17 protein-coding genes are annotated in these 22754 nt (G+C 66.6%); 9 read left to right on the top strand and 8 right to left on the bottom strand.

The features are described 5' to 3' along the window. Window positions 1-120 precede the first annotated feature (120 nt). Window positions 121-1602 carry a cobyric acid synthase gene (locus L0U84_RS03600; protein WP_233851924.1) on the top strand — a complete coding sequence of 494 codons (1482 nt, stop codon included), beginning with the start codon at window positions 121-123 and terminating at the stop codon, window positions 1600-1602. A gap of 57 nt (window positions 1603-1659) precedes the next feature. On the opposite strand, the gene L0U84_RS03605 is transcribed toward L0U84_RS03600, so the two are convergent. Next, the gene (locus L0U84_RS03605) at window positions 1660-2079 is read right to left on the bottom strand and encodes a PaaI family thioesterase (RefSeq protein WP_233847803.1); all 420 of its coding nucleotides are present in this window, start codon (window positions 2077-2079) and stop codon (window positions 1660-1662) included. A gap of 241 nt (window positions 2080-2320) precedes the next feature. On the opposite strand from L0U84_RS03605, the gene L0U84_RS03610 reads away from it, so the two are divergent. After that, window positions 2321-2959, top strand: coding sequence for a ParA family protein (locus L0U84_RS03610; protein ID WP_233847805.1), 639 nt, complete (start codon window positions 2321-2323; stop codon window positions 2957-2959). 45 nt (window positions 2960-3004) lie between these two features. On the opposite strand, the gene panD is transcribed toward L0U84_RS03610, so the two are convergent. The 4 genes from panD to L0U84_RS03630 form a co-directional block, all read right to left on the bottom strand. Beyond that, on the bottom strand, window positions 3005-3391 hold the full coding sequence (panD, locus tag L0U84_RS03615; RefSeq protein ID WP_008924033.1) for an aspartate 1-decarboxylase: 387 nt from the start codon (window positions 3389-3391) through the stop codon (window positions 3005-3007). 60 nt (window positions 3392-3451) lie between these two features. Further along, complete coding sequence (panC, locus tag L0U84_RS03620; protein WP_233847806.1) at window positions 3452-4285, bottom strand: pantoate--beta-alanine ligase; 834 nt, start codon at window positions 4283-4285, stop codon at window positions 3452-3454. Between the two features lie 280 nt (window positions 4286-4565). Continuing rightward, window positions 4566-5477 carry a segregation and condensation protein A gene (locus L0U84_RS03625; RefSeq protein WP_233847808.1) on the bottom strand — a complete coding sequence of 304 codons (912 nt, stop codon included), beginning with the start codon at window positions 5475-5477 and terminating at the stop codon, window positions 4566-4568. A 20-nt stretch (window positions 5478-5497) separates the two neighbouring features. Continuing rightward, entirely contained in the window at window positions 5498-5683 is a 186-nt protein-coding gene (locus tag L0U84_RS03630; protein ID WP_233851925.1) for a DUF3460 family protein, read from the bottom strand. A 268-nt stretch (window positions 5684-5951) separates the two neighbouring features. Between L0U84_RS03630 and L0U84_RS03635 the strand changes: the two genes are divergently transcribed. Both L0U84_RS03635 and L0U84_RS03640 read left to right on the top strand, forming a co-directional pair. Beyond that, window positions 5952-7799, top strand: a complete 1848-nt coding sequence (locus L0U84_RS03635; protein WP_233847809.1) for an autotransporter assembly complex protein TamA — start codon at window positions 5952-5954, stop codon at window positions 7797-7799. A gap of 81 nt (window positions 7800-7880) precedes the next feature. Then, complete coding sequence (locus L0U84_RS03640; protein WP_233847816.1) at window positions 7881-12263, top strand: translocation/assembly module TamB domain-containing protein; 4383 nt, start codon at window positions 7881-7883, stop codon at window positions 12261-12263. A gap of 201 nt (window positions 12264-12464) precedes the next feature. On the opposite strand, the gene metG is transcribed toward L0U84_RS03640, so the two are convergent. Continuing rightward, window positions 12465-14600 (bottom strand): methionine--tRNA ligase, encoded by a 2136-nt coding sequence (gene metG / locus L0U84_RS03645; protein ID WP_233847821.1) that lies wholly within the window; start codon window positions 14598-14600, stop codon window positions 12465-12467. A 400-nt stretch (window positions 14601-15000) separates the two neighbouring features. After that, complete coding sequence (locus L0U84_RS03650; protein ID WP_233847823.1) at window positions 15001-15654, bottom strand: OmpA family protein; 654 nt, start codon at window positions 15652-15654, stop codon at window positions 15001-15003. 350 nt (window positions 15655-16004) lie between these two features. On the opposite strand from L0U84_RS03650, the gene apbC reads away from it, so the two are divergent. The 5 genes from apbC (at window position 16005) to L0U84_RS03675 (ending at window position 21682) form a co-directional block, all read left to right on the top strand. Further along, window positions 16005-17093 carry an iron-sulfur cluster carrier protein ApbC gene (apbC, locus tag L0U84_RS03655; RefSeq protein ID WP_233847824.1) on the top strand — a complete coding sequence of 363 codons (1089 nt, stop codon included), beginning with the start codon at window positions 16005-16007 and terminating at the stop codon, window positions 17091-17093. Window positions 17094-17223: 130 nt separating this feature from the next. Then, a complete protein-coding gene (locus L0U84_RS03660) occupies window positions 17224-17760 on the top strand; it encodes a superoxide dismutase family protein (RefSeq protein ID WP_233847826.1) in 537 nt (178 codons plus the stop codon). Between the two features lie 227 nt (window positions 17761-17987). Next, window positions 17988-18557, top strand: coding sequence for a dCTP deaminase (dcd, locus tag L0U84_RS03665; protein WP_008924193.1), 570 nt, complete (start codon window positions 17988-17990; stop codon window positions 18555-18557). Between the two features lie 90 nt (window positions 18558-18647). Continuing rightward, the gene (locus L0U84_RS03670; RefSeq protein ID WP_129958805.1) at window positions 18648-20933 is read left to right on the top strand and encodes an arginine/lysine/ornithine decarboxylase; all 2286 of its coding nucleotides are present in this window, start codon (window positions 18648-18650) and stop codon (window positions 20931-20933) included. A 2-nt stretch (window positions 20934-20935) separates the two neighbouring features. Further along, window positions 20936-21682 (top strand): lysozyme inhibitor LprI family protein, encoded by a 747-nt coding sequence (locus L0U84_RS03675; RefSeq protein ID WP_233847828.1) that lies wholly within the window; start codon window positions 20936-20938, stop codon window positions 21680-21682. 30 nt (window positions 21683-21712) lie between these two features. On the opposite strand, the gene L0U84_RS03680 is transcribed toward L0U84_RS03675, so the two are convergent. After that, window positions 21713-22648, bottom strand: a complete 936-nt coding sequence (locus L0U84_RS03680; protein WP_233847830.1) for a bestrophin family protein — start codon at window positions 22646-22648, stop codon at window positions 21713-21715. Between the last annotated feature and the right edge of the window lie 106 nt (window positions 22649-22754).

Consider the following 22754-nt stretch of genomic DNA (forward strand, 5'->3'; position numbering starts at 1 on the left):
AGCGCATGGCGCAGCTCGCCGCGCGCGGCATTGCAACGCCACTGTCCACCTTCCACCTGCCTGCCCGTGACCCGAACGCCCGCTCCCCCCGACGCCCCGACCGTGCCGCGCGGCACGCTGATGATCCAGGGCACCACGTCCGACGCGGGCAAGAGCACGCTGGTCGCGGGACTGTGCCGGCTCGCGCGGCGCGCGGGCGCGCGGGTCGCGCCGTTCAAGCCGCAGAACATGGCGCTGAACAGCGCGGTGACGGTCGACGGTGGCGAGATCGGCCGCGCGCAGGCATTGCAGGCGCTCGCCGCGGGCATCGACGCGCACACCGATCTGAACCCGGTGCTGCTGAAGCCGACCAGCGATCGCGGCGCGCAGGTGATCATTCACGGCAAGGCGCGCATGAATCTCGACGCGCGCGCGTATCACGACTACAAGCCGGTGGCGTTCGAGGCCGTGCTGGAGTCGTATGCGCGGCTGCGCGCTTCGTATGACACGATTTTCGTCGAAGGCGCGGGCAGTCCGGCCGAGATCAATCTGCGCGAGCGCGACATCGCCAACATGGGTTTCGCGGAGGCGGTCGATTGCCCGGTCGTGCTGGTTGCCGACATCGATCGCGGTGGCGTGTTCGCGCATCTGACCGGCACGCTCGCGTGTCTGTCAGAGAGCGAGCAGGCGCGCGTGCGTGGTTTCATCATCAACCGCTTTCGGGGCGACATCGGTCTGCTGAAGCCCGGACTCGACTGGCTCGAAGCGAAGACCGGCAAGCCGGTGCTCGGTGTCGTGCCGTATCTGCATGGCCTGACGCTCGACGCCGAGGACATGCTGCCGCCCGAGCTGCGCGCGGCGGCGAGCGGTGCTTCGCGCCGTCTGCTGCGGGTGGTCGTGCCGGTGCTGCCGCACATCAGCAATCACACCGACTTCGACGCGTTGCGCGCGCATCCGCAGGTCGATTTTCACTATGTGCGCGCCGGCACGCCGCCGCCGGCCGCCGATCTGATCATCCTGCCGGGCTCGAAGAACGTGCCGGACGACCTCGCGTTTCTGCGCGCGCAGGGCTGGGACGACGTGCTCGCGCGGCATCTGCGCTATGGCGGCCGGGTGATCGGCATTTGCGGCGGCATGCAGATGCTGGGCCGCGAGATCGCCGACCCGCATGGCGTCGAGGGCGCGCCCGGCACCTTCGCGGGCTTCGGCTGGCTCGACTTCGCGACGGTGCTCACGCGCGACAAGACGCTGAAGAACGTGACCGGGCGCCTGGCGCTGCCCGGCGCGCCGGGCGTGGCCGGCTACGAGATTCATATGGGCGAGACGCGCGGGCCCGCATTGGACACGCCGGCGCTGCGACTCGAGCGTGCTGGCTCGCATCAGGGTGATGCGGACTCTGGCCGTCCCGATGGCGCGTTGTCCGCCGATGGCCAGATTCTCGCGACCTACGTACACGGGATGTTCGACACACCGGCCGCGTGCGCGGCGCTACTCGCGTGGGCGGGTTTGAGCGATGCCGAAGCGCTCGACTATCCGGCGTTGCGCGAGGCGTCGCTGGAGCGGCTGGCCGATACGCTCGCCCGGCACGTCGATATGCGCAGGCTGTTCGCCGCGCTGGGGTGACGCTTTGCGCCGGTTTTTTTCACCGGCTTGAACACAGCTGCTGCGCGGACGGTGTGCTCAGTACAGCACCATCTGCGTGCAACGAAACAGTGCGATGGTCTTGCCATCCGGACCGGTGACCGTCGCGTCCCAGACCTGCGTGCTGCGCCCAAGGTGCACACCCTTCGCGACCGCGCGGATCGTGCCCTGCGTCGCGGTGCCGAGGAAGTTGCTCTTCAGCTCGATGGTCGTGAAGTTGCGCGAATTCTCGGGCAGATGCGCGATGCACGCGTAGCCGCAGGCGGTGTCGGCGAGGCCGATCACGGTGGCCGCGTGCAGGAAGCCGTTCGGCGCGAGCAGCTCCTCGCGCACGGTCAATTCGGCCACCAGCGTGCCCTCGTCGACGCTCAGCACGCGCAGGCCCAGCAGGTCCGGCAGCTTGCCCTTCTGGCGCTCCTGCAGGCGTTCGACGGTGTATTCCGGGCGCAGTTTGCTCATGAGATTCAGGTCCTTGTCGAAAAAAACGGCGGGTTGGAGCGGCCGATTCGCGATGCGGAGGCTTCGGCCGCGCTGATTTGCCGATATTATCAACGGCTGAACCGGCGGGCGTACCTGGAAACCGAACTCGAACGGCAGCGATTGTGGAGCCCGCCGGCGCCGGTCACAGTGGATCGGCGGGAACGAAGCAATGGCGCGGCAAACCGGCTGGCAACGTCCAGCCTTCTTTCCGGGAGATTTCATGTCGGTGATCGTGGTGGCGAATCCGAAGGGCGGCGTGGGCAAGAGCACGCTATCGACCAATCTGGCCGGCTATTTCGCCGCGGCGGGCGAATGGGTCGCGTTGGCCGACCTCGACAAGCAGCACTCCGCGCACGCGTGGCTCGAGTTGCGGCCCGACACGCTGCCGGCCATCGAGACCTGGGAAGTCAATCCCGACACCCCGGCCAAGCCGCCGAAGGGCCTCGAGCACGCGGTCGTCGATACGCCGGCCGGCCTGCACGGCAATCGCCTGAACATCGCGCTGGATCTCGCCGACAAGGTGATCGTGCCGCTGCAGCCGTCGCTGTTCGATATTCTCGCGACCCAGGAATTTCTCGAGCGGCTCGCGAAGGAAAAGGCAGTCAGGAAGGGCGCGATCGAGGTCGGCGTGGTCGGCATGCGCGTCGATGCGCGCACCCGCTCGGCCGAGCAGCTGCATCGCTTCGTCGAGGGATTGAAGCTGCCGGTGCTCGGTTTTCTGCGCGACACGCAGAACTACGTGCAGCTCGCGGCGCACGGCCTGACGCTGTGGGACGTCGCGAAAAGCCGCGTGGAGAAGGATCTGGAGCAGTGGCAGCCGATCGTCGAGTGGACGAACGGCACGGGAAAGAAGGGCTGAGGCGGGGGCTGCCCGCCATCAGTCAAGCGTCGAGCCGGGCGTCGCTCAGTTCCAGGCTTGGGTGGGCACGTGGTCGCGGCTACCCTTGATCTTGTTGTTTTCGTCGACGAACACGAGGTCCGGCTTCCAGCCCGCCTTCAGCTCCGCCTCGTCGACCACCGCGAACGCCGCGATGATGACCAGATCGCCGAGCTGCGCGCGACGCGCGGCCGAGCCGTTCAGCGAAATCATGCCGCTGCCGCGCTCGCCCTTGATCGCATAGGTCGAGAAGCGCTCGCCGTTGTTGATGTTCCAGATGTCGATCCGCTCGTTTTCGACGATGTTCGCCGCCTCGAGCAGGTCTTCGTCGATCGCGCACGAGCCCTCGTAGTGGAGCTCGCAGTGCGTGACCGCGACGCGGTGAATCTTCGACTTCAGCATATTGCGTTGCATGATCAATCCAATCCTGTGTGACTGCGCAGTGTAACTGTGTTCGCGCGGGCGGTTGCGGCGTCAGATTTCGAGGTTGTCGATGAGCCGGGTCGCGCCGAGCTTCGCGGCGGCCAGCACGACGAGCGGTGCGTCGGCGTCCTGCGCGCCCGGCGCGATCAGGTTCGAGCGCTTGCGGACCGCGATGTAATCGGGATTCCAGCCGCGCGTCGCCAGCGTCGCTTTGGCCGCCTCTTCGAGCTTCGCGAAGTCGCGCTCGCCGGCGAGCACGGCGTCGCGCACCCGATTGAGTTCGGCGGCCAGCATCGGCGCCTCGGCGCGCTCGGCGGCCGACAGAAAGCGGTTGCGCGAGCTCAGCGCGAGGCCGTCGGTGTCGCGCACGGTTTCGGCGGCGACGATGTCGGTCGGCAGCGCGAACTGGTGGCACATCTGGCGCACGATCATCAGCTGCTGATAATCCTTCTTGCCGAACACCGCGACGCGCGGCTGCACGCACGACATCAGCTTCATGACTACGGTACAGACGCCGTGGAAGAAGCCGGGGCGGAATTCGCCCTCGAGGATGTCGCCGAGATCGTGCGGCGGATGCACGCGATACTCCTGCGGCTCCGGATACATGTCCCTTTCGGTCGGCGCGAACAGCACGTAGACGCCTTCCTTCTGCAGCTTTTCGATGTCGGCTTCGAGCGTGCGCGGATATTTGTCGAAATCCTCGTTCGGACCGAACTGCAGACGGTTGACGAAGATGCTCGCCACCACCGGGTCGCCGTGCTGGCGCGCGAGGCGCATCAGCGACAGATGGCCCTCGTGCAGGTTGCCCATCGTCGGCACAAAGGCCGTGCGATTCTGGCCGCGCAACTGGTCGCGCAATTCATGGATCGAGCTGATGACTTTCATGATCGGACAGGGATAGGCTCGCGCGGCGCGCGATCCGGTTGGCGCAAGACCTGCGGAATCGCGCGGGCCTTTGCCTCACCGGCAAATGACGGGTTCGGAGCGCGGATTGTAGTGGATTTGGGCAGCGGACGCACCGAAACGAGGCGGCACTTTGGAGCGGCGCGCCGCGCGCTTGCCACGGACTTCCCGCTGACGCCCGCCAGGCTTCGTTGAGGCAGTTTGTAGCGATTTTCCCACGGTCCGGCCGTGGTACCGCCGTCGGATGGCGGTGGTCCGGCCCTCAAGCCGGCAGATACGCGAGCCGCACGTAAATCGGCGCGAACGGTTCCGCCTGGGTGATTTCGACTAGCGATTCACGGCACAGCTCGAGCACGGCAATGAAGTTCACGACCACGACCGGCACGCCGCGGCTCGTGTCGAACAGATCGGAAAACTCGATGAATCGCGCGTTCTGCAACTGCCGCAGGATCAGGCTCATGTGCTCGCGTACCGACAGCTCCTCGCGCGAAATCTTGTGATGCTGGACCAGCTTCGCGCGCTTGATCACGTCGGCCCACGCGGCGCGCAGGTCGTCGCTGTTGACGTCCGGGAAACGCGGCGTGACGCTCTGCTCGATGTAGACCTCGGCACGCAGGAAATCGCGCCCGAGCTGCGGCAACTGGTCGATGCGTTGCGCGGCGAGCTTCATCTGCTCGTATTCGAGCAGGCGGCGCACCAGTTCGGCGCGCGGGTCTTCGGCTTCCTCGCCGGTGTCGGCTTTCTTGACCGGCAGCAGCATGCGCGACTTGATTTCGATCAGCATCGCGGCCATCAGCAGATACTCGGACGCGAGTTCGAGATTGGTCTTGCGCAGCTGCTCGACGTAGCCGAGATATTGCTCGGTGACATCCGCCATCGGAATGTCGAGCACGTTGAAGTTCTGCTTGCGGATCAGGTACAGCAGCAGGTCGAGCGGCCCCTCGAAAGTCTCGAGGAACACCTCGAGCGCGTCCGGTGGGATGTACAGGTCGTTCGGCAGCTTGAACAGCGGCTCGCCGTACAGACGCGCGAAAGCGACGCCGTCGACCGTGTCGGGCGTCGAATCGGTGGCGGGCGTGGAGAGCGCAGTGTCGGACGGTGCCGGCGCCGGGCCGTGGACCGGGCCGTGAAGCGGACCGTGGATCGGACCGTGTACCTCGTCGGCGTGACTCATCGTCGGCGTGACTTGGGCGCTTAGAAGTTCTGGTAGTACGAGTAAGGCGTCTGTTGCACCCGCGAAGCTTTCTGCTCGGAGCGCTCTTCCAGATCGATCGGCTGTTTGTCCCACAGCAGTGCGCGGCCTTTGCGTTGCTCGGCCTCCAGATTGGGCTTCTGTTGCTTGAGCTGGTTCAGGAACTGGGTGATGTCCGATTGATACATGGCTCGACGTCCGTGGTGGGTAAGGTGGCGGCTCTCGGGCTGGCCGCTGCGCGGTGCCGCGAGGACGGCGCCGTCGTCCGCGATTTTACCGCATGCGTCGCGCGCGGTCGAAAATCGCCGCGCGGCGCCCATTTTTGAGATGCGGCGCGGGGCTTCGTCGAGGGCATGAGAGGGGCCGATCAGGGTCGCGTTGTGGTCAAATAGCATGCCTCGATCGCGCAACGCGGCCGGGGCCCGAGAATTCACTCATTGAGGCCGGAGGTCCTGTTTGGCGGGAGGTGCGATCGACAAGCCGCGTGCGTGGCGCGGCGAGACCGGCCAGGCGCGCGGGCGCGCGCGTGAGCGCGAGGCGCTCGCGCGGCGCTGGCTACGGGTGTCGCTCGCCTTCGGCCTCCTGATGTTGCTGCTCGCCGTGGGTGAGGCTCACGCGGCCAGCAAGGCACCGAGCTACAAGGTCGAGGTGGTCGCCGAGCCGCGCGCGCTGCGCCGGTTGCTCGAGCAGCACCTCGATATCTCACGTTTCGCGAAGCGAACCGACGTCACCGACGACCAGTTCTCGTTCCTGATCACCGCGACGCCGCAGCAGGTGCGCGATCTCGCCGCGACGCAGGGTTATTTCTCGCCGCTCGTCAGCACCGACGTGCGCACCGTCGACAACGTGCGGCAGGTCACCGTGCGCGTCGAGCCGGGCGCGCAGACCAAGGTCACGTCGGTCGATCTGTCGTTTCGCGGCGCGGTGCTGACCGAAGACCCGTCGCGCGAGAACGCGACGCGCTTCGCGTTCTCGCTGCACGAAGGCCAGCCGTTCTCGCAGGGCGACTGGGACGACGCGAAGAACGCCTCGCTGCGCGAGCTGCAATCGCGCCGCTACCTCGGCGCGAAGATCTACCACTCCGAGGCATTGATCGATCCGCGCACGCACACGGCGAAGCTGTCGGTGGTCTACGACAGCGGGCCGACCTTCACGATGGGCAAACTCGACGTGCAGGGCACGCAGCGCTATCCGGAACGCATCGTGCATAACGTCAATCCGATCTCGCCGGGCGACATCTACGACACGCGCACCGTCGCGGAACTGCAGCGGCAACTGCAGAACACGCCGTACTTCGCGAGCGTCGCGATCGACCTCGACAACGACCCGACCAAGCCGCTCAACACGCCGGTGCACGTTAAGGTGTCGGAGTTTCCGTATCACAGCTTTCGCGGCGGCGTCGGCTATTCGACCGACAACGGCCCGCTCGTGCAGGGCGGCTACACCTATCTGAACACGTTCGGCGCGGCGTGGCCGTTCACCATCGAGGGCCGCGCGGACCAGACGCAGCAATACGGCCAGGTCCAGCTGTCGATGCCGCCGGGCCCGCGCGGGTGGACCAACAGCGTGCTCGCGTCGTACACCACCACCGACGTCTCCGACACGCGCATCTACAGCATTCGCGGCGGCATACAGCGCTCGCGCACCTCGCAGTTTCTCGACTACAGCTACTCGCTGCTGTTCTACAACGACCAGCTCGACCAGAACGCGGCGCCGCCGAGCCGCGCGCACGCGCTGGTGCCGGGCTGGTCATGGACGCGGCGCGACACCGACGACCCGTTGTTCCCGCGCAGCGGCAACCTGGTCCACGTCGAGGCAGGCTTCGCGGTCAAAGGGGTGCTCGCCGACCAGTCGTTCATTCGCGGCTACGCGCGCGGCCAGCAGTATTTCCCGATCGGCGTCGACGACATCCTGCTGATCCGCGCGGAGCTCGGCGGCGTCTTCACGAGCGGCAGCTCGAGCGGCATTCCGGCATCGCTGCTGTTCCGCGCGGGCGGCTCGAACTCGGTGCGCGGCTACGGCTTCCAGAGCATCGGTAACGACGTCGCCGGCTCGATCCTGCCGACCAAATACCTGGTGACTAGCTCGATCGAATACCAGCACTGGTTCTCGCACAACTGGGGCGCGGCCACGTTCTTCGACATCGGCACCGCGACCGATACCTGGGGCGAAAAAATCTTCTATCCGGGCGTCGGCGTCGGCGCGCGCTGGCGCAGCCCGGTCGGCCCGGTCAATCTCGATCTCGCTTACGGCATTCGCAATAACAGCGTGCGGCCGTATATCACGCTCGGCATCGCGTTCTGACGTGATGAAGATAACCCGCTACCTTATTTGGCACCTTATTTGCCACCTTAGTCGCCCCCTTATTCGCCATCGCATTCACGCATGACCACCGACGTCACCGACCCGCCCCCCGCGCAGCCGCCCGGCGCCACGCCGCCTGAGCCGCCGGACGGGCAGCCGCCGCCCGACACGCCGCCGCCGAAGCGGCGTTGGGGCTGGCTGCTGCTGAAAACGGTCGCGGGCACGGTGACCGTGCTGATCCTGCTCGCGGCGCTCGCACTCGGCCTGCTGTACGGCGCGCTGACGACCGAGCGCGGCACCGCGCACGCGTGGCACGCGGCCGTGAAGCTGCTCGGCGGCCGGCTCGCCGGCACGCTCGACGGCGGCACGCTCGCGCACGGCGTGCAACTGCGCGACGTGCGCTGGCGCAGCCTCGACGGCAGCGGCACCGACATCGAGATCGACCGCGTCGCCGGAAGCTGGGCGCTCGCGCGCGAGCCGTGGCGCTTCACGATCGACTACCTGCACGTCGGCACGATCGAGGCGCGCGTCGGGCCGTCGTCGTCGAGCAGCAATGAGCCATTGAAACTGCCGAAGGATCTGCAACTGCCGATGCAGCTGGAGGTCCGCGATGTGCAGGTCGAGCGGCTGCTGGTGCACCAGGGCGGGTCGACGACGGAGCTGTCGCACTTCGCGTTTCATGGACGCAGCGACGGGCGTCATCACGAGGCGGCGATCGATCGGCTCGATACGCCGTTCGGGGCGCTGACGGCAGCGGCGAAACTCGATGGCGTGCAGCCGTTTCCGCTCAGCGGCGAAGTCGGATATTCGGGCAAGGTCAACGATGAAGCGGTGCAGGTGGCCGGTCACCTGAGCGGCACGCTCGAGCAGCTCATCGCCGAACTCGATGCGAGCGGCATGAAGCTCGCCGGTCACGCGCGGGTCGAAGCGGCGCCGTTCGCCGCGGTGCCGTTGCAGCGCGCGACGCTGAGCTTCGATCATGTGAATCCGCAGGCTTTCGCGCCGGGTGCGCCGTTGGCCGACCTGGCGGTGCGCGCCGAGTTGCAGCCGGTGGAGCCCGGTGCGGCGAGCGCGGCCAGTGCGGTCAGCGCGCCCGGCGCGGCCAGCCCAGCCAGCCCAGCCAGCCCAGCCAGCCCAGCCAAACCGTCGGCTGCCAGCCATCCGCACCACCTGTTCGGCGGCCACCCCGCGCCGACCACACCGGCGGCGGGTTTCGCCGTCGCCGGCCACATCTCGATCGTCAACGCGAAACCCGGTGCGATCGACCAGAAACTGCTGCCGCTGATCGACGCGAACGCCGACGTGCGCCTCGACGCCCACACGCAAAGCATCTCGAACCTGAACGTGCGGCTCGTGCGCAACGCGACGCTCACCGGCGGCGGCGCGCTGAGCGGCCGGCACGGCCAGCTCGATCTGAAGCTCGCGCGGCTCGACCTGAACGCGCTGCAGGCTACCGTGCGTCCGACGCAACTGTCCGGTCCGATCGGCATCCGCTTGAACGACGACATCCAGACCTTGACGCTCGATCTCGCCGACCCCGCCGCAGCTCTACGCGCCCAAGGGAAGATCACGTTCGACCCGGCCCGCATCAGCTTCAACGACGTGCGCATCACGTCGGGCCGCGGCCGCATCGATCTGTCGGGCGCGCTGAAGCACGATCCGAACTCGACCTACAACCTGAAGGCGCAACTGACCGATTTCGATCCGCTGTCGCTGACCTCGCAGATGCCGGCGCGCGCGCCAGTCACGACCTCCGGCGCGCCCGCCGCGAGCGGCGCGCAGCGCGAGCGGCAAGCCCAGGCCGCGGCGCTCGCGGGCAGCACCGCCGGTGCGAAGAGCGCGGCGCCCGGCGATCAGGCCGCGGCCATCGCGAAGAACACCGCGAAAGCCGCGGTGCAGACCGAAGTGCTCGAGCGCAGGACGCCACCATCCGCGCCGCGCGCGACCCATGCGCCCCGGGCGGTGGCGCACGCGGCCCCGCCGGTGCGCAGGATCGAGGCGCGCGTGAACGCCACGCTCACGGCGGCCGGGGTGCTCGCGCCGGTCTTCACGACGCGCGCCGAGTTCAAGCTGGGCCCGAGCGTCTACGACGATCTGCCGCTCACGGGCGGCGGCACGATCCAGCTGGCCGGCTCACGAATCCTGCCGAGTCACGCGAATCTTTCCGTGGCGGGCAACCAGGTCAATCTGCAAGGCAGCTTCGGCGCGGCCGGCGACCGGCTACGCTTCGGCATCGACGCGCCGCAGCTCGATCGGCTCGGCTTCGGCATCGCGGGCGCGGTCGCCGCCGACGGCGACGTCACCGGCTCGTTCGCGCATCCGAACGTGACGCTGAACTACAAGGCCGACAGCGTCGTATTCGCGAGCAACCGCGTCGGCCACGCGGAAGGCCACGCCGAGTTGCGCGACGGTGCGAATGGCGCGCTCGCGTTCACGACCGACGCGCGCAATGTCAGCGCGGGCGGCGTCGACCTCGCCACGCTGACCGCCCGCCTGTCCGGCACGCGCGCGAACCACACGCTCGAAGCCGCCGCGACCGGCAAGCTGCAGGAGCGGCCGCTCGATCTGACGCTCGCCGCCCACGGCAAGCTGACCGACACGCGCGACGGCTCGCGCTGGGACGGCACCGTCACGCGTCTGCAGAATCGCGGCACGCCGGCGCTCAATCTCGAATCGCCGCTCTCGGTCAGCGCCGGGCCGGGGCACCTGACGCTCGGCGCGACGCATCTGACGATCGAAGGCTCGGTGCTGACCCTGAAGTCGTTCGCGTTCGATCACGGCCGCATCCAGTCGGCCGGCAGCCTGACCGACGTGTCGCTCGCGCACTTGCAGGAGCTGCGTCACCAGATCACCGGCGAGCCGCCCGCCGTGCGCACCGACCTCGTGTTCGACGGCGACTGGGATTTCTCGCTCGGCGCGACGGCGAGCGGCTATCTCGAGCTGCGCCGGCGCAGCGGCGACGTGACGGTCGAGATCGGCCGCGGGCTCGCGTCGATGGGCATCGGCGCGATCCGCGCGCGCGCCGAGTTCACCGGCGGCAACCGGCTCAACGCGACCGTGCATGCGCAGGCGAGCCGGGTCGGCGTGATCGATGCCGATGCGCACACGCCGCTCGTGCTGCGCGACGGCATGTTGACCGTCGATCCGCAAAGCGCGCTGTCGGGCAGCGTGAACGCGAACGTGCCGTCGCTGCGCACGACGGGCGGCCTGCTCGGCCCGAGCTATCTGCTCGACGGCCGACTCGCGCTGAAGCTCGCGCTCGGCGGCACGGTCGCCAAGCCGAACGTGACCGGCGCGCTGACCGGCGACGGCCTGTCCGCGACGGTCGTGAGCCAGGGCGTGCAACTGAAGGACGGGGTCGTACGCATCGCGCTGTCCCAGAACATGGTGGACCTCCAACAGGTCGAGTTTCATGGCGCTAGCGGCACGCTGCGCGCGACCGGCCGCGTGCGTCTCGACAGCTCGGAGCCCGACATGACCGCGAGCATCGTCGCGGACAAGCTCGATGTGTTCGCGTCGCCGGACCGCCATCTGTCGCTGTCGGGCAGCGCGAACGTCTCGAACGGCGGCGTGGAGCGTGGCCCTGTGATCAACGGCAAGTTCGTGGTCGACAGCGCGCTTTTCGATCTGCCCGAGCAGGCCGCGCCGAGCCTCGGCGACGACGTCGTGATCATCCGCCCGGACGGCACGCGCTCGGGTGGCCGGCCGCGTCCGACCGAAGGCGGCGAGCGGCCGGCGAGCCCGTTCGCGCCACGCGCCAACATCGAGATCGGCCTCGGCAACGACTTCCGCTTCCGCGGCAAGGGCGCCGATCTCGGCCTCGCCGGCACGATCACCGCGACGAGCGCGCCGAATACGCCGCTGCGCGCGGTCGGCAACGTGCGCGTGACGCCGGGTTCGACCTACACCGCGTTCGGTCGCAAGCTCGCGATCGAGAACGGCTTCTTCACGTTCAACGGACCGGTCACGAATCCGGGCATCAACATTCTCGCGATGCGCCGCAACCAGCAGGTCGAGGCCGGCGTGCAGGTGACAGGCACGCTGCAGGCGCCGGTTGCGCGGCTCGTGTCGGAGCCAAGCGTGCCGGACAACGAAAAGCTGTCGTGGCTGCTGTTCGGCCACGGCACCGACCAGGGCAACAACCTCGGCCAGCAGAGCACGATGACGACAGCGCTCGCGCTGCTCGGCAGCGCGACAGGCCAGCGGATCGCGCAGACGGTCGGGCTCGACGAGTTTTCGATCGGTCGCAGCGATGTCGGCCTGACCGATCCGCAAGTCGTGATGGTGTCGAAGGCGATCAACGAGTGGCTCGTGATCGGCTACGAGCAGGGGCTGCAGTCGGCCAGCAACGCGATCAAGGCGACGATCAATCTGTCGCGGTACTGGTCGCTGGTCGTGTATGGCGGCACGTTCTATGGCGCCGACGTGCTGTACACGCGGCGCTTCGATCGGATCACGTGGTGATGGCGGCGGCGGGGCGTGCGCGTGAGGTGGACGCCGTGCCACGCCGCACCACGCCGCGTTGGTCGTCTGGCTCGATCGGCGGCGCGGACCTGAGCGCGGCAAACTGATCGCCGTTGCCGCGCCGCAAAAGAAAACGGCACGCTTTTTCGAGCGTGCCGTTTTTCATATCTGCCGCAAAGCGCCTGAAACGCGCCGCGCGTATTACTTCACGCGCATGCCGGGCTTCGCGCCGCTATGCGGCTCGAGCACGTAGAGGCCCGGTTCGGCCTTCTCGTCCGCCGCCGAAGCCGCCAGCACCATGCCCTCGGACATGCCGAACTTCATCTTGCGCGGCGCGAGGTTCGCGACCATCACGGTCAGCTTGCCGATCAGCTGCTCCGGCTGATACGCGGACTTGATGCCCGAGAACACGTTGCGGGTCTTCTCTTCGCCGACGTCGAGCGTCAGTTGTAGCAGCTTGTCCGAACCCTCCACCGCCTTGCAGTCGACGATTTTCGCGATGCGCAGATCGATTTTCGCGAAGTCGTCGATCGAGATGATGCCGGAATCTTCCTCGTGCGCAGCAGCGACCGCCTTGGCGTGCGCCTTCGCCTTGGCCTTCGCGTCGGCCGGCGCCGCTTCGGGCGTGGCTTGCAGCGAGTCGCGATTGGCCGCGAGCAACGCCTCGATCTGTTTCGGGTCGACACGCGTCATCAGATGCTTGTACGCGTTGATCGGGCGCGCCGAGCTGAGCGGCACGGTGGCGTCGGCCCACACCAGCGGCTCGATGCCGAGGAAGGCCTCGACCGCTTCGGCGAGCTTAGGCAGCACGGGCTTCACGGCCAGCGACAGCAGACGGAACGCCTCGATGCTGACGCTGCAGGTCTCGTGCAACGCGACCGCGTTGGCCGGGTCTTTCGCCTGATCCCAGGGCTTCGCGGTATCGACGTAGGCGTTGACCGAGTCGGCGAGCTCCATGGTCTGACGCAGCGCGCGGCTGTACTCGCGCGCTTCGTAGTGCGCGGCGATCTGCGGCAGCGCCGCGCGCAGCGTGCCGAGCAGCGGATGATGCATTGCGCTGTCCTGCACGCGGCCGTCGAAGCGCTTGATCAGGAAGCCGGCCGCGCGGCTCGCGATGTTCACGTATTTGCCGACCGGATCGCTGTTCACGCGTGCCTGGAAGTCGTCGAGGTTCAGGTCGAGGTCTTCCATCGTGCTGTTCAGCTTGGCCGCGAAGTAGTAGCGCAGCCATTCCGGATTCAGGCCGGTGTCGATCACGCTTTGGGCGGTGATGAAGGTGCCGCGCGACTTCGACATTTTCGCGCCGTCGACGGTCAGAAAGCCGTGCGCGAACACGTTGGTCGGCGTGCGATGGCCCGAAAACTCGAGCATCGCGGGCCAGAACAGCGTGTGGAAATACAGGATGTCCTTGCCGATGAAGTGGTACTGCTCGGCGGTCGAGCCCTTGCGGACCCACGCGTCGAAGTCGAGGCCGCGCTTTTCGGCGAGGTTCTTGAAGCTCGCGTAGTAGCCGACCGGCGCGTCGAGCCACACGTAGAAATACTTGCCGGGCGCGCCCGGAATCTCGAAGCCGAAGTACGGCGCGTCGCGCGAGATGTCCCAGTCGGCGAGCTTGGCTTCGCCGGCCTCGCCGAGCCATTCGCGCATCTTGTTGGTCGCTTCCGGCTGCGCGAGGCCGCTGACCCACGCGCGCAGGAAGTTCTCGCAGCGCGGATCGGACAGGCGGAAGAAGTAGTGCGTCGACGTCTTGCGGATCGGCGTGGCGCCCGACACGACCGAGTACGGATTGACGAGCTCGGTGGGCTGGTAGGTCGAGCCGCAGACTTCGCAACTGTCGCCGTATTGGTCTTTCGCGCCGCATTTCGGGCACTCGCCCTTGATGAAGCGGTCCGGCAGGAACATTTCCTTGACCGGGTCATACGCCTGTTCAATCTCGCGCGCGTCGATCAGGCCCGCTTCCTTCAGCGCGAGGTAGACGCTTTCGCTGAGCACGCGGTTTTCGTCGGAATCGGTCGAGTAGTAGTTGTCGAACGAAATGCCGAAGCTGTCGAAGTCGCGCTTGTGTTCCAGCCACACGCGATCGATCAGCTGCTTCGGCGTCAGACCTTCTTTTTCCGCGCGCAGCATGACCGGCGTGCCGTGCGTGTCGTCGGCGCCGACGTAGTAGACCTCGTGGCCGTGCATTCGCAGCGCCCGGACCCAGATGTCCGTCTGGATATATTCGACCAGATGGCCGATATGAATCTGCCCGTTCGCATACGGAAGGGCCGACGTGACGAGAATCTGACGGCGGCCGGACGGCGCGCCTGCTGGGAGGTCGGTGGCGGGTGCTGACATAAGGATCGGGGGTGCCTGCGGTGGGACGAAACGATGATTTTAGCAGGGCGCACGCCGCGCGCGGGCCGGGCGCGGCGGGCTCGACGAGCGGAGCGGAAAGGGCTGGGCGCTGCGGTGAAGGACAGCCAGGAGCGACGCCTGGCGAGGCGGGGTGCAAACCGACCGGGCAAAAAAAACCGGGGTCGATAAACCCCGGAGCAACAACGACAAGAGGAGAATGGTGACGTGACGGCTTCGCCAGCCACGTACCGTAAAGACAGACCGCGGATTTCCCGCAGAGTTCGAAATTTTTTTCGAACCGTCGATAAATCGGTCCGGCAACTCGTTCCGCCCGCCAGCCGGGTTCGTGCGGCTGACGAACCCGGACAGCCCGACGGCGCCTTCTCCTCGGGACTTGCCCTTATTGCGTCGCGTGCTGGGCGGTCGCGCGCAGATAGATTTCTACGCGACGGTTCGCCGCACGGCCGGCTTCGGTGTTGTTGTCGGCGATCGGCTGGTTCGGGCCCATGCCGGTGGCCGACAGACGCTGCGGCGCGATGCCCCGTTGCCCCAGATAGCCGGTCACGCTCTCCGCGCGGTTGACCGACAGCGTCTGGTTGTATTGCAGCGAGCCAGTGTTGTCCGTATGGCCGACGACCGACGCGACCACTTCCGGATTCTGCTGCAGCGTCTGCGCGAGCTGGTCCAGCACTGGCGCGAACGTCGGCTTGATCGCATAGCTGCTGGTGTCGAACGTGACCGAGCTCGGGATGTTCAGCTTGAGCGAGCCGTCCGGCTGCTCGGTGATCTGCGTGCCGGTGCCCTTGGTCGCGCCCGACATGCGGTTGCGGATGTTGTCCCAGTTGTAGCCGGTGATGCCGCCCACCGCCGCGCCGGTGGCTGCGCCGATCGCCGCGCCCTTGCCGCCGCCGAAAATCGCACCGATCGCCGCGCCGGCACCGGCGCCCACGCCGGTACCAACTGCCGTGTTGGTGCCCTGTTGGGTTGCGCAGCCTGCCAACAGCGAGCCGGCCACGGCGAATACGGCCACGCGAGTCATAATTCTTGCATTCATCTTGATTTCCTTTTGAGTGCGAATAAACCAGCGGGTAGCGGTCAGTCTATGCAGTGAACATTACGGCAATGCAGCGACCACTCAGAAAGTTCGGAGGCGACTTCTGCGCCTTGCTTCGCGCGGTCCGACAGCGAAGAAGGGTCTTCGGGCACCGTGTGCCGTCAGACACTACAATAATGCCTGAAACACCAGCGATGCGACCCTACGGCGTCCCGCGTGCCCGGAAGGGTGCCCGGCACGTCCGATTTTCGCAATGCCGCATAACAATTTCTTGCAAATTCCGCCGCGTGGCCTATCGGTCCAACTCGGGTCCAACTCGCCGCGCCGCACCTCTTCCCCACGGAGTATCAATGAGTATCGATCGGGCTTTGGTCGACGTCGCCGTCGCGGCCGTCACTGACCCCAACACCGGCGCGCCGTACGCGGCCGCGAAGAGCATCCGCAACGTGGTCGTGGAGGGCGACGCGGTCAGCCTTCAGGTCACGCTCGGCTACCCGGCAAAAAGCCAGTTCGACGCGATCCGCCAGCAGTTCGCCGACGCGTTGCGCGCGGTGCCGGGCGTCGCGAACGTGCGCGTCGAGATTTCGCAACAGATCGCCGCGCACACCGTGCAGCGCGGCGTGAAGCTGCTGCCCGGCGTGAAGAACATCGTCGCGGTCGCGTCGGGCAAGGGTGGCGTCGGCAAGAGCACGACCGCCGTCAATCTCGCGCTGGCGCTAGCGAGCGAGGGCGCGTCGGTCGGCATTCTCGACGCCGACATCTACGGCCCGTCGTTGCCGACCATGCTCGGCATCGAGGGCCGCCCCGAATCGCCGGATGACAAATCGATGAATCCGATGACCGGCCACGGCGTGCAGGCCAACTCGATAGGTTTCCTGATCGAGCCGGACAACCCGATGGTGTGGCGCGGCCCGATGGCGACCTCGGCGCTCGAGCAACTGCTGCGCCAGACCAACTGGCACGAACTCGACTACCTGATCGTCGACATGCCGCCGGGCACCGGCGACATCCAGCTGACGCTCGCGCAGCGCGTGCCGGTCACGGGCGCGGTAATCGTCACGACGCCGCAGGACATCGCGCTGCTCGATGCGAAGAAGGGCCTGAAGATGTTCGAGAAGGTCGGCATTCCGATCCTCGGCATCGTCGAGAACATGGGCCTGCACATCTGCTCCAATTGCGGCCACGAGGAGCACATCTTCGGCGCCGGCGGCGGCGAGCGCATGGGCAAGGAATACGGCGTCGAGGTGCTCGGCAGCCTGCCGCTCGACATCACGATCCGCGAGCAGGCCGACTCGGGCCATCCGACGGTCGTCGCGGACCCGAACGGGCGCATCGCGGAGATCTATCGTTCGATCGCGCGCAAGGTCGCGGTGCATATCGCGGAACGCGCGCGCGACATGAGCTCGAAGTTTCCGAACATCGTCGTGCAGAACACCTGAGCGGCCGGCCGGGCGAGGGATTAGGGGCGATCTCGATCCCTATTTTCACGAACTCTCGCGGTATCATGTCGACTTCACGAGTTCGGCTCGGCGGCCGCAGGGGCGGCCGCCAGGCCGACAAGAGGATCGCATGGGAAAACGAATCGACGGGCACGCGGTACACGCGTTCATCGTCCTGACTGCCGGCTGTGTGCTGTTGAGCGGCTGTGGCGTATTCCTGAGGCCACAGGAAAAGCGCGCCGACGCGCAATTGCTGCCCACCGTAGGCAACCAGGCGCATGGCCTCGTGACCTTTATCGAGCGCTCGGACGGCGTCCAGGTCACCTACAATCTCACCGGCTTGCCGCCCAATAGCGACCACGCGCTGCAGGTGCACGAGCGCGGCGACTGCAACGCCGCCGACGGCTCCAGCGCCGGCCCGGTGTTTTCGCCGGCGGCCGAACGGCTCAAGGTCGGCGCGCGCGTCGAGGGCGATCTCGGCAACATCCATGCGGACGCGAATGGCGTGGCCACCGGCTTCATCGTCGCGCCGGACGTGTCGCTCGACGGCATCCGCTCGGTGCTGCAGCGCGCGGTGCTGCTGCACCACGACGCGACCGATCCCTACGCGTACCCTCAGCATGGCGCTGGCGCGGCGATCGCCTGCGGCGTGATTCGCCAGCAGTGAACGGCGGGCGAGCGTCGGCCGCCAGGCCACCGCTCGGTGACGCGCCGCGCAACGCCGTCGAGCCTGTCAGCAGACACCCCTCTCCGGGCGCGCCAGCCGCCATCGGCGGCAGCGTTTCCGTGATCGCGTAAAATAAGCGGCCTTCGCCGGCTGGGCGCCGCAGCGCCGCTGGCCGATTTCATCTATCTTTCGTCACACCTGATATTCACGTCGAGCAGCTCTCACCTATGACCATCAAATCTGACAAGTGGATCCGGCGCATGGCCGAGTCGCACAAGATGATCGAGCCGTTTGCGCCCGATCAGGTTCGCGTCTCCGAAGACGGCCGGAAGATTGTCAGCTACGGCACTTCGAGCTACGGCTACGACATCCGCTGCGCCGACGAATTCAAGATCTTCACCAACATCAACTCGACGATCGTCGATCCGAAGAACTTCGACGAGAAATCGTTTGTCGATTTCAAGGGTGACGTCTGCATCATCCCGCCGAATTCGTTCGCGCTCGCACGCACGGTCGAGTACTTCCGCATCCCGCGCAGTGTGCTGACCGTGTGTCTCGGCAAGTCGACGTACGCGCGCTGCGGGATCATCGTCAACGTGACGCCGTTCGAGCCGGAATGGGAAGGGCACGTCACGCTCGAATTCTCGAATACGACACCTTTGCCTGCGAAAATCTACGCGAACGAAGGTGTCGCCCAGGTGCTGTTTTTCGAAAGCGACGAAATTTGTGAAACGTCGTACGCGGATCGCGGCGGCAAGTATCAAGGTCAGCACGGCGTCACGTTGCCGAAAACGTGAGCTCGGCAGCGTTTTGACCCACCAGTAATTCGGGTGACCGCTGCGCTTTTCAGGTAACGCAGCGGTCGTTTTCTTTTTGGAGAATCGCCCATGAAGTTCCGTTTTCCCGTCGTCATCATCGATGAAGATTTCCGCTCCGAGAACATCTCGGGTTCCGGCATCCGGGCTTTGGCCGAAGCCATCGAGAAAGAAGGCGCGGAAGTGCTCGGGTTGACGAGCTACGGCGATCTGTCCTCGTTCGCGCAGCAGTCGAGCCGCGCCTCCTGCTTCATCCTGTCGATCGACGACGACGAGCTGCTGCCGTACGTCGACAACGTGGTCGTCGAAGGCGAGACGCCCGAGCTTGCCGCCGCGATCGTCGCGCTGCGCGCGTTCGTGACCGAAGTGCGCCGCCGCAACGCCGATATTCCGATCTTCCTGTACGGCGAAACGCGCACCTCGCGCCATCTGCCCAACGACATCCTGCGCGAGCTGCACGGCTTCATCCACATGTTCGAGGACACGCCGGAGTTCGTCGCGCGCCACATCATCCGCGAGGCGAAGGTGTATCTCGACGCGCTCGCGCCGCCGTTCTTCAAGGAGCTGGTGCAGTACGCGGACGAAGGTTCGTACTCGTGGCACTGCCCGGGCCACTCGGGCGGCGTCGCGTTCCTGAAGAGCCCGCTCGGCCAGATGTTCCACCAGTTCTTCGGCGAGAACATGCTGCGCGCCGACGTCTGCAACGCGGTCGACGAACTCGGCCAGCTGCTCGACCACACCGGTCCGGTCGCGGCCTCGGAGCGCAACGCGGCGCGCATCTTCAGCGCCGACCACGTGTTTTTCGTGACCAACGGCACGTCGACCTCGAACAAGATCGTCTGGCACGGCACGGTCGCACCCGGCGACATCGTGCTGGTCGACCGCAACTGCCACAAGTCGATCCTGCACGCGATCACGATGACCGGCGCGATTCCGGTGTTCCTCACGCCGACCCGCAACAACTTCGGCATCATCGGCCCGATCCCTCGCAGCGAGTTCGAACCGGAGAACATCCGCAAGAAGATCGAGGCGAACCCGTTCGCCCGCGAGGCGCTCGCGAAGAACCCGAACCTGAAGCCGCGCATCCTGACCATCACGCAAAGCACCTACGACGGCGTGATCTACAACGTCGAGATGATCAAGGAGATGTTGGGCGAATGGCTCGACACGCTGCACTTCGACGAAGCGTGGCTGCCGCACGCCGAATTCCACGAGTTCTATCAGGACATGCACGCGATCGGCGCCGGCCGTCCGCGCATCGGCGCGATGGTGTACGCGACGCACTCCACGCACAAGCTGCTCGCCGGCATCTCGCAGGCGTCGCAGATCGTCGTGCAGGATTCGAAGAACAGCCGCTTCGACAAGCATCGCTTCAACGAGGCGTATCTGATGCATACGTCGACCAGCCCGCAGTACGCGATCATCGCGTCTTGCGACGTGGCCGCGGCGATGATGGAAGCGCCGGGCGGTACCGCGCTCGTGGAAGAGTCGATCGCTGAAGCGCTCGACTTCCGCCGCGCGATGACCAAGGTCGACACCGAATACGGCGACGACTGGTTCTTCAAGGTCTGGGGCCCGGACCAGTTCGCCGAGGAAGGCATCGGCTCGCGCGAGGACTGGATGCTGCGCCCGGACGACGCGTGGCACGGCTTCGGCCCGCTCGCCGAAGGCTTCAACATGCTCGACCCGATCAAGGCGACGATCGTCACGCCGGGTCTCGACATGGACGGCGGCTTCGGCGACACCGGCATTCCGGCCGCGATCGTCACGAAGTACCTGGCCGAGCACGGCATCATCGTCGAGAAGACGGGCCTGTACTCGTTCTTCATCATGTTCACGATCGGCATCACGAAGGGCCGCTGGAACTCGATGGTGACCGAGCTGCAGCAGTTCAAGGACGACTACGACACCAACCAGCCGCTGTGGCGCGTGCTGCCCGAGTTCGTGCAGCATCATCCGATGTACGAGCGGGTCGGCCTGCGCGATCTGTGCCAGCAGATCCACAGCGTGTATCGCGCGAACGACATCGCGCGTCTGACGACCGAGATGTACCTGTCGAGCATGGAGCCGGCGATGAAGCCGTCCGACGCGTTCGCGAAGCTCGCGCACCGCGAGATCGACCGGGTACCGATCGACGAGCTCGAAGGCCGCGTCACGTCGATCCTGTTGACGCCGTACCCTCCGGGCATCCCGCTGCTGATTCCGGGCGAGCGCTTCAACAGGACCATCGTCAACTATCTGCGTTTCGCGCGCGAGTTCAACGAGCGCTTCCCGGGCTTCCATACGGATATCCACGGGCTGGTCGGCGAAATGGTCAACGGACGCATCGAATACTTCGTCGATTGCGTGCGCATTTGACGATGGCGCGGGCGAAGTTCCTGCCGGGCCTGCCGGTCATCGCGCGTTGGCGGCGCGGGGCCGGCGCGCTGGTGCTGGCGCTGGCGGGCGGCGTGGTGGGGCTCGGCGGCATCGTGAGTCCGGCCGCGCATGCCGAGGTGGCCGCCGCCGATCCGATCGACGCGTCGATGCGCGCGTGTCTCGCGCGCGCCGACATGTCGACGACGATGGGGCAGGTGCAATGCATGGACAATGCGCGCATCGGCTGGAAGGCTGCGGTCGATAACGCGTACCAGCAGTTGCTCGCGAAGCTGCCGCCCGCGCGGCGCAGGCTGTGGGAAAAGAGCCAGTCGAGCTGGCTCGCGTCGCGCGATGCCGAGAAGCAGTTGCTTGCCGCGGTGTTCGCGACGACCCAGGGTTCGACGTACGTGCTTTCCGAAGCCGACATGCAGCTGCAGCCGGTGCGCGACCGCGCGCTCGCGCTGCGCAGCGCGCTCGTCGATGCGAGCGGTCCGGCGCCGCGCCGGCCGCGCGCGTGCAATGCCGATGCGCGTTGCGAACACGCGATGTTCGATCTGAACCGCTACTACCGCGTGCTCGAATCGAAGATGCCGGCGCAGTCGCGGCCGACGCTCGTGAACGCGCAACGCGCGTGGAGCGCGTATCTGACGGCGTCGACGCCGCTCGTCGACGAGCGCGGGCGCATCGATGTCATTGGCGCGCGCGTCGCGACGATCAAGCGGCTCTCAGAAACGGCCGGCAATCACTGACAGCCGCCGGCCAGCGCGCCTCCCGCGCATTCAATCCCACTGATAACGGTCTTTGCCCGGCTGCGGCGGCGCGAGCGCCGGCTCGCCGCGCAGGTCGCGCATCGCATCCTCGATCACGACGGACATCGTGTTCAGCGCGAGGTCGTTGTCGTCGGTGCCGAACGGTTCTTCGAGCTGCGACGCGATCGCTTCGTGCGCCATGAAGGTGTACGCGACGAACACCGCGAACACCGGCGTGAAAACGCCGATGCTGTCGACCAGCCCGAACGGCAGCGACGCGCAGAAGAAGTACACGGTGCGGTGGATCATCACCGAATACGCGAACGGCAGCGGCGTCGACGCGATGCGCTCGCAGCCGCCGATGACATCCGACAGTCCGCTCAGACTGCGGTCGAACGCGAGTACGGCCAGCGGATCGAGCGCGCCCGCGCGTGCCGCGCGCCGCACCCATTCGCCGAGGCACAGCATCAGCATGGCCGGCTTGTAGCGCGCTGCCATCACCCGTTCGAACAGCGCGCCGGGCAGCCGCGCGGCAAGGTCGTCGCGCGGCTCGGTCCTGCGCAGCTGATGTCGCAGCGCGTGCGGCAGCGCGCTCAGTATCGCCAGAAACTCGGCGGCATCTTCTTTGGGTAACTCGCGCGACGGCAGCGTCAGCGCCTGGCGCGCCAGCGAGCGCGACTCGTTGAGCAAGTGCCCCCACAGCTTGCGCGCTTCCCACCAGCGGTCATAGCTCGCGTTGTTGCGAAAGCCGAGAAACACCGCCAGCGCGATGCCGACCAGCGAGAACGGCGCGGTCGTGTTCAGGTTCAGGCGGTTCAGATTGACGGGCAGCAGATGATCGTGCGCGGCGAGCGCAATGATCGAGATGAAGAAGATCAGGAAGAGCCGCGGCAGCAACTGCGGCAGCACCGAGCCGCGCCACGCGAGCAGCATGCGGAACCAGTGGAGATGCGGGCGGATGATCATGGGAAAGCGGCTCGTATGACGCGATAGAGCGCCTATTATCGATCGCTTTGCCCGTCCCCCAAAACAGAAAAACCCGCGGCGAGCGCATCGTTTTCGATGCGCTCGC

The organism is Paraburkholderia sp. HD33-4, assembly GCF_021390635.1.
Taxonomy (GTDB): Bacteria; Pseudomonadota; Gammaproteobacteria; order Burkholderiales; family Burkholderiaceae; genus Paraburkholderia.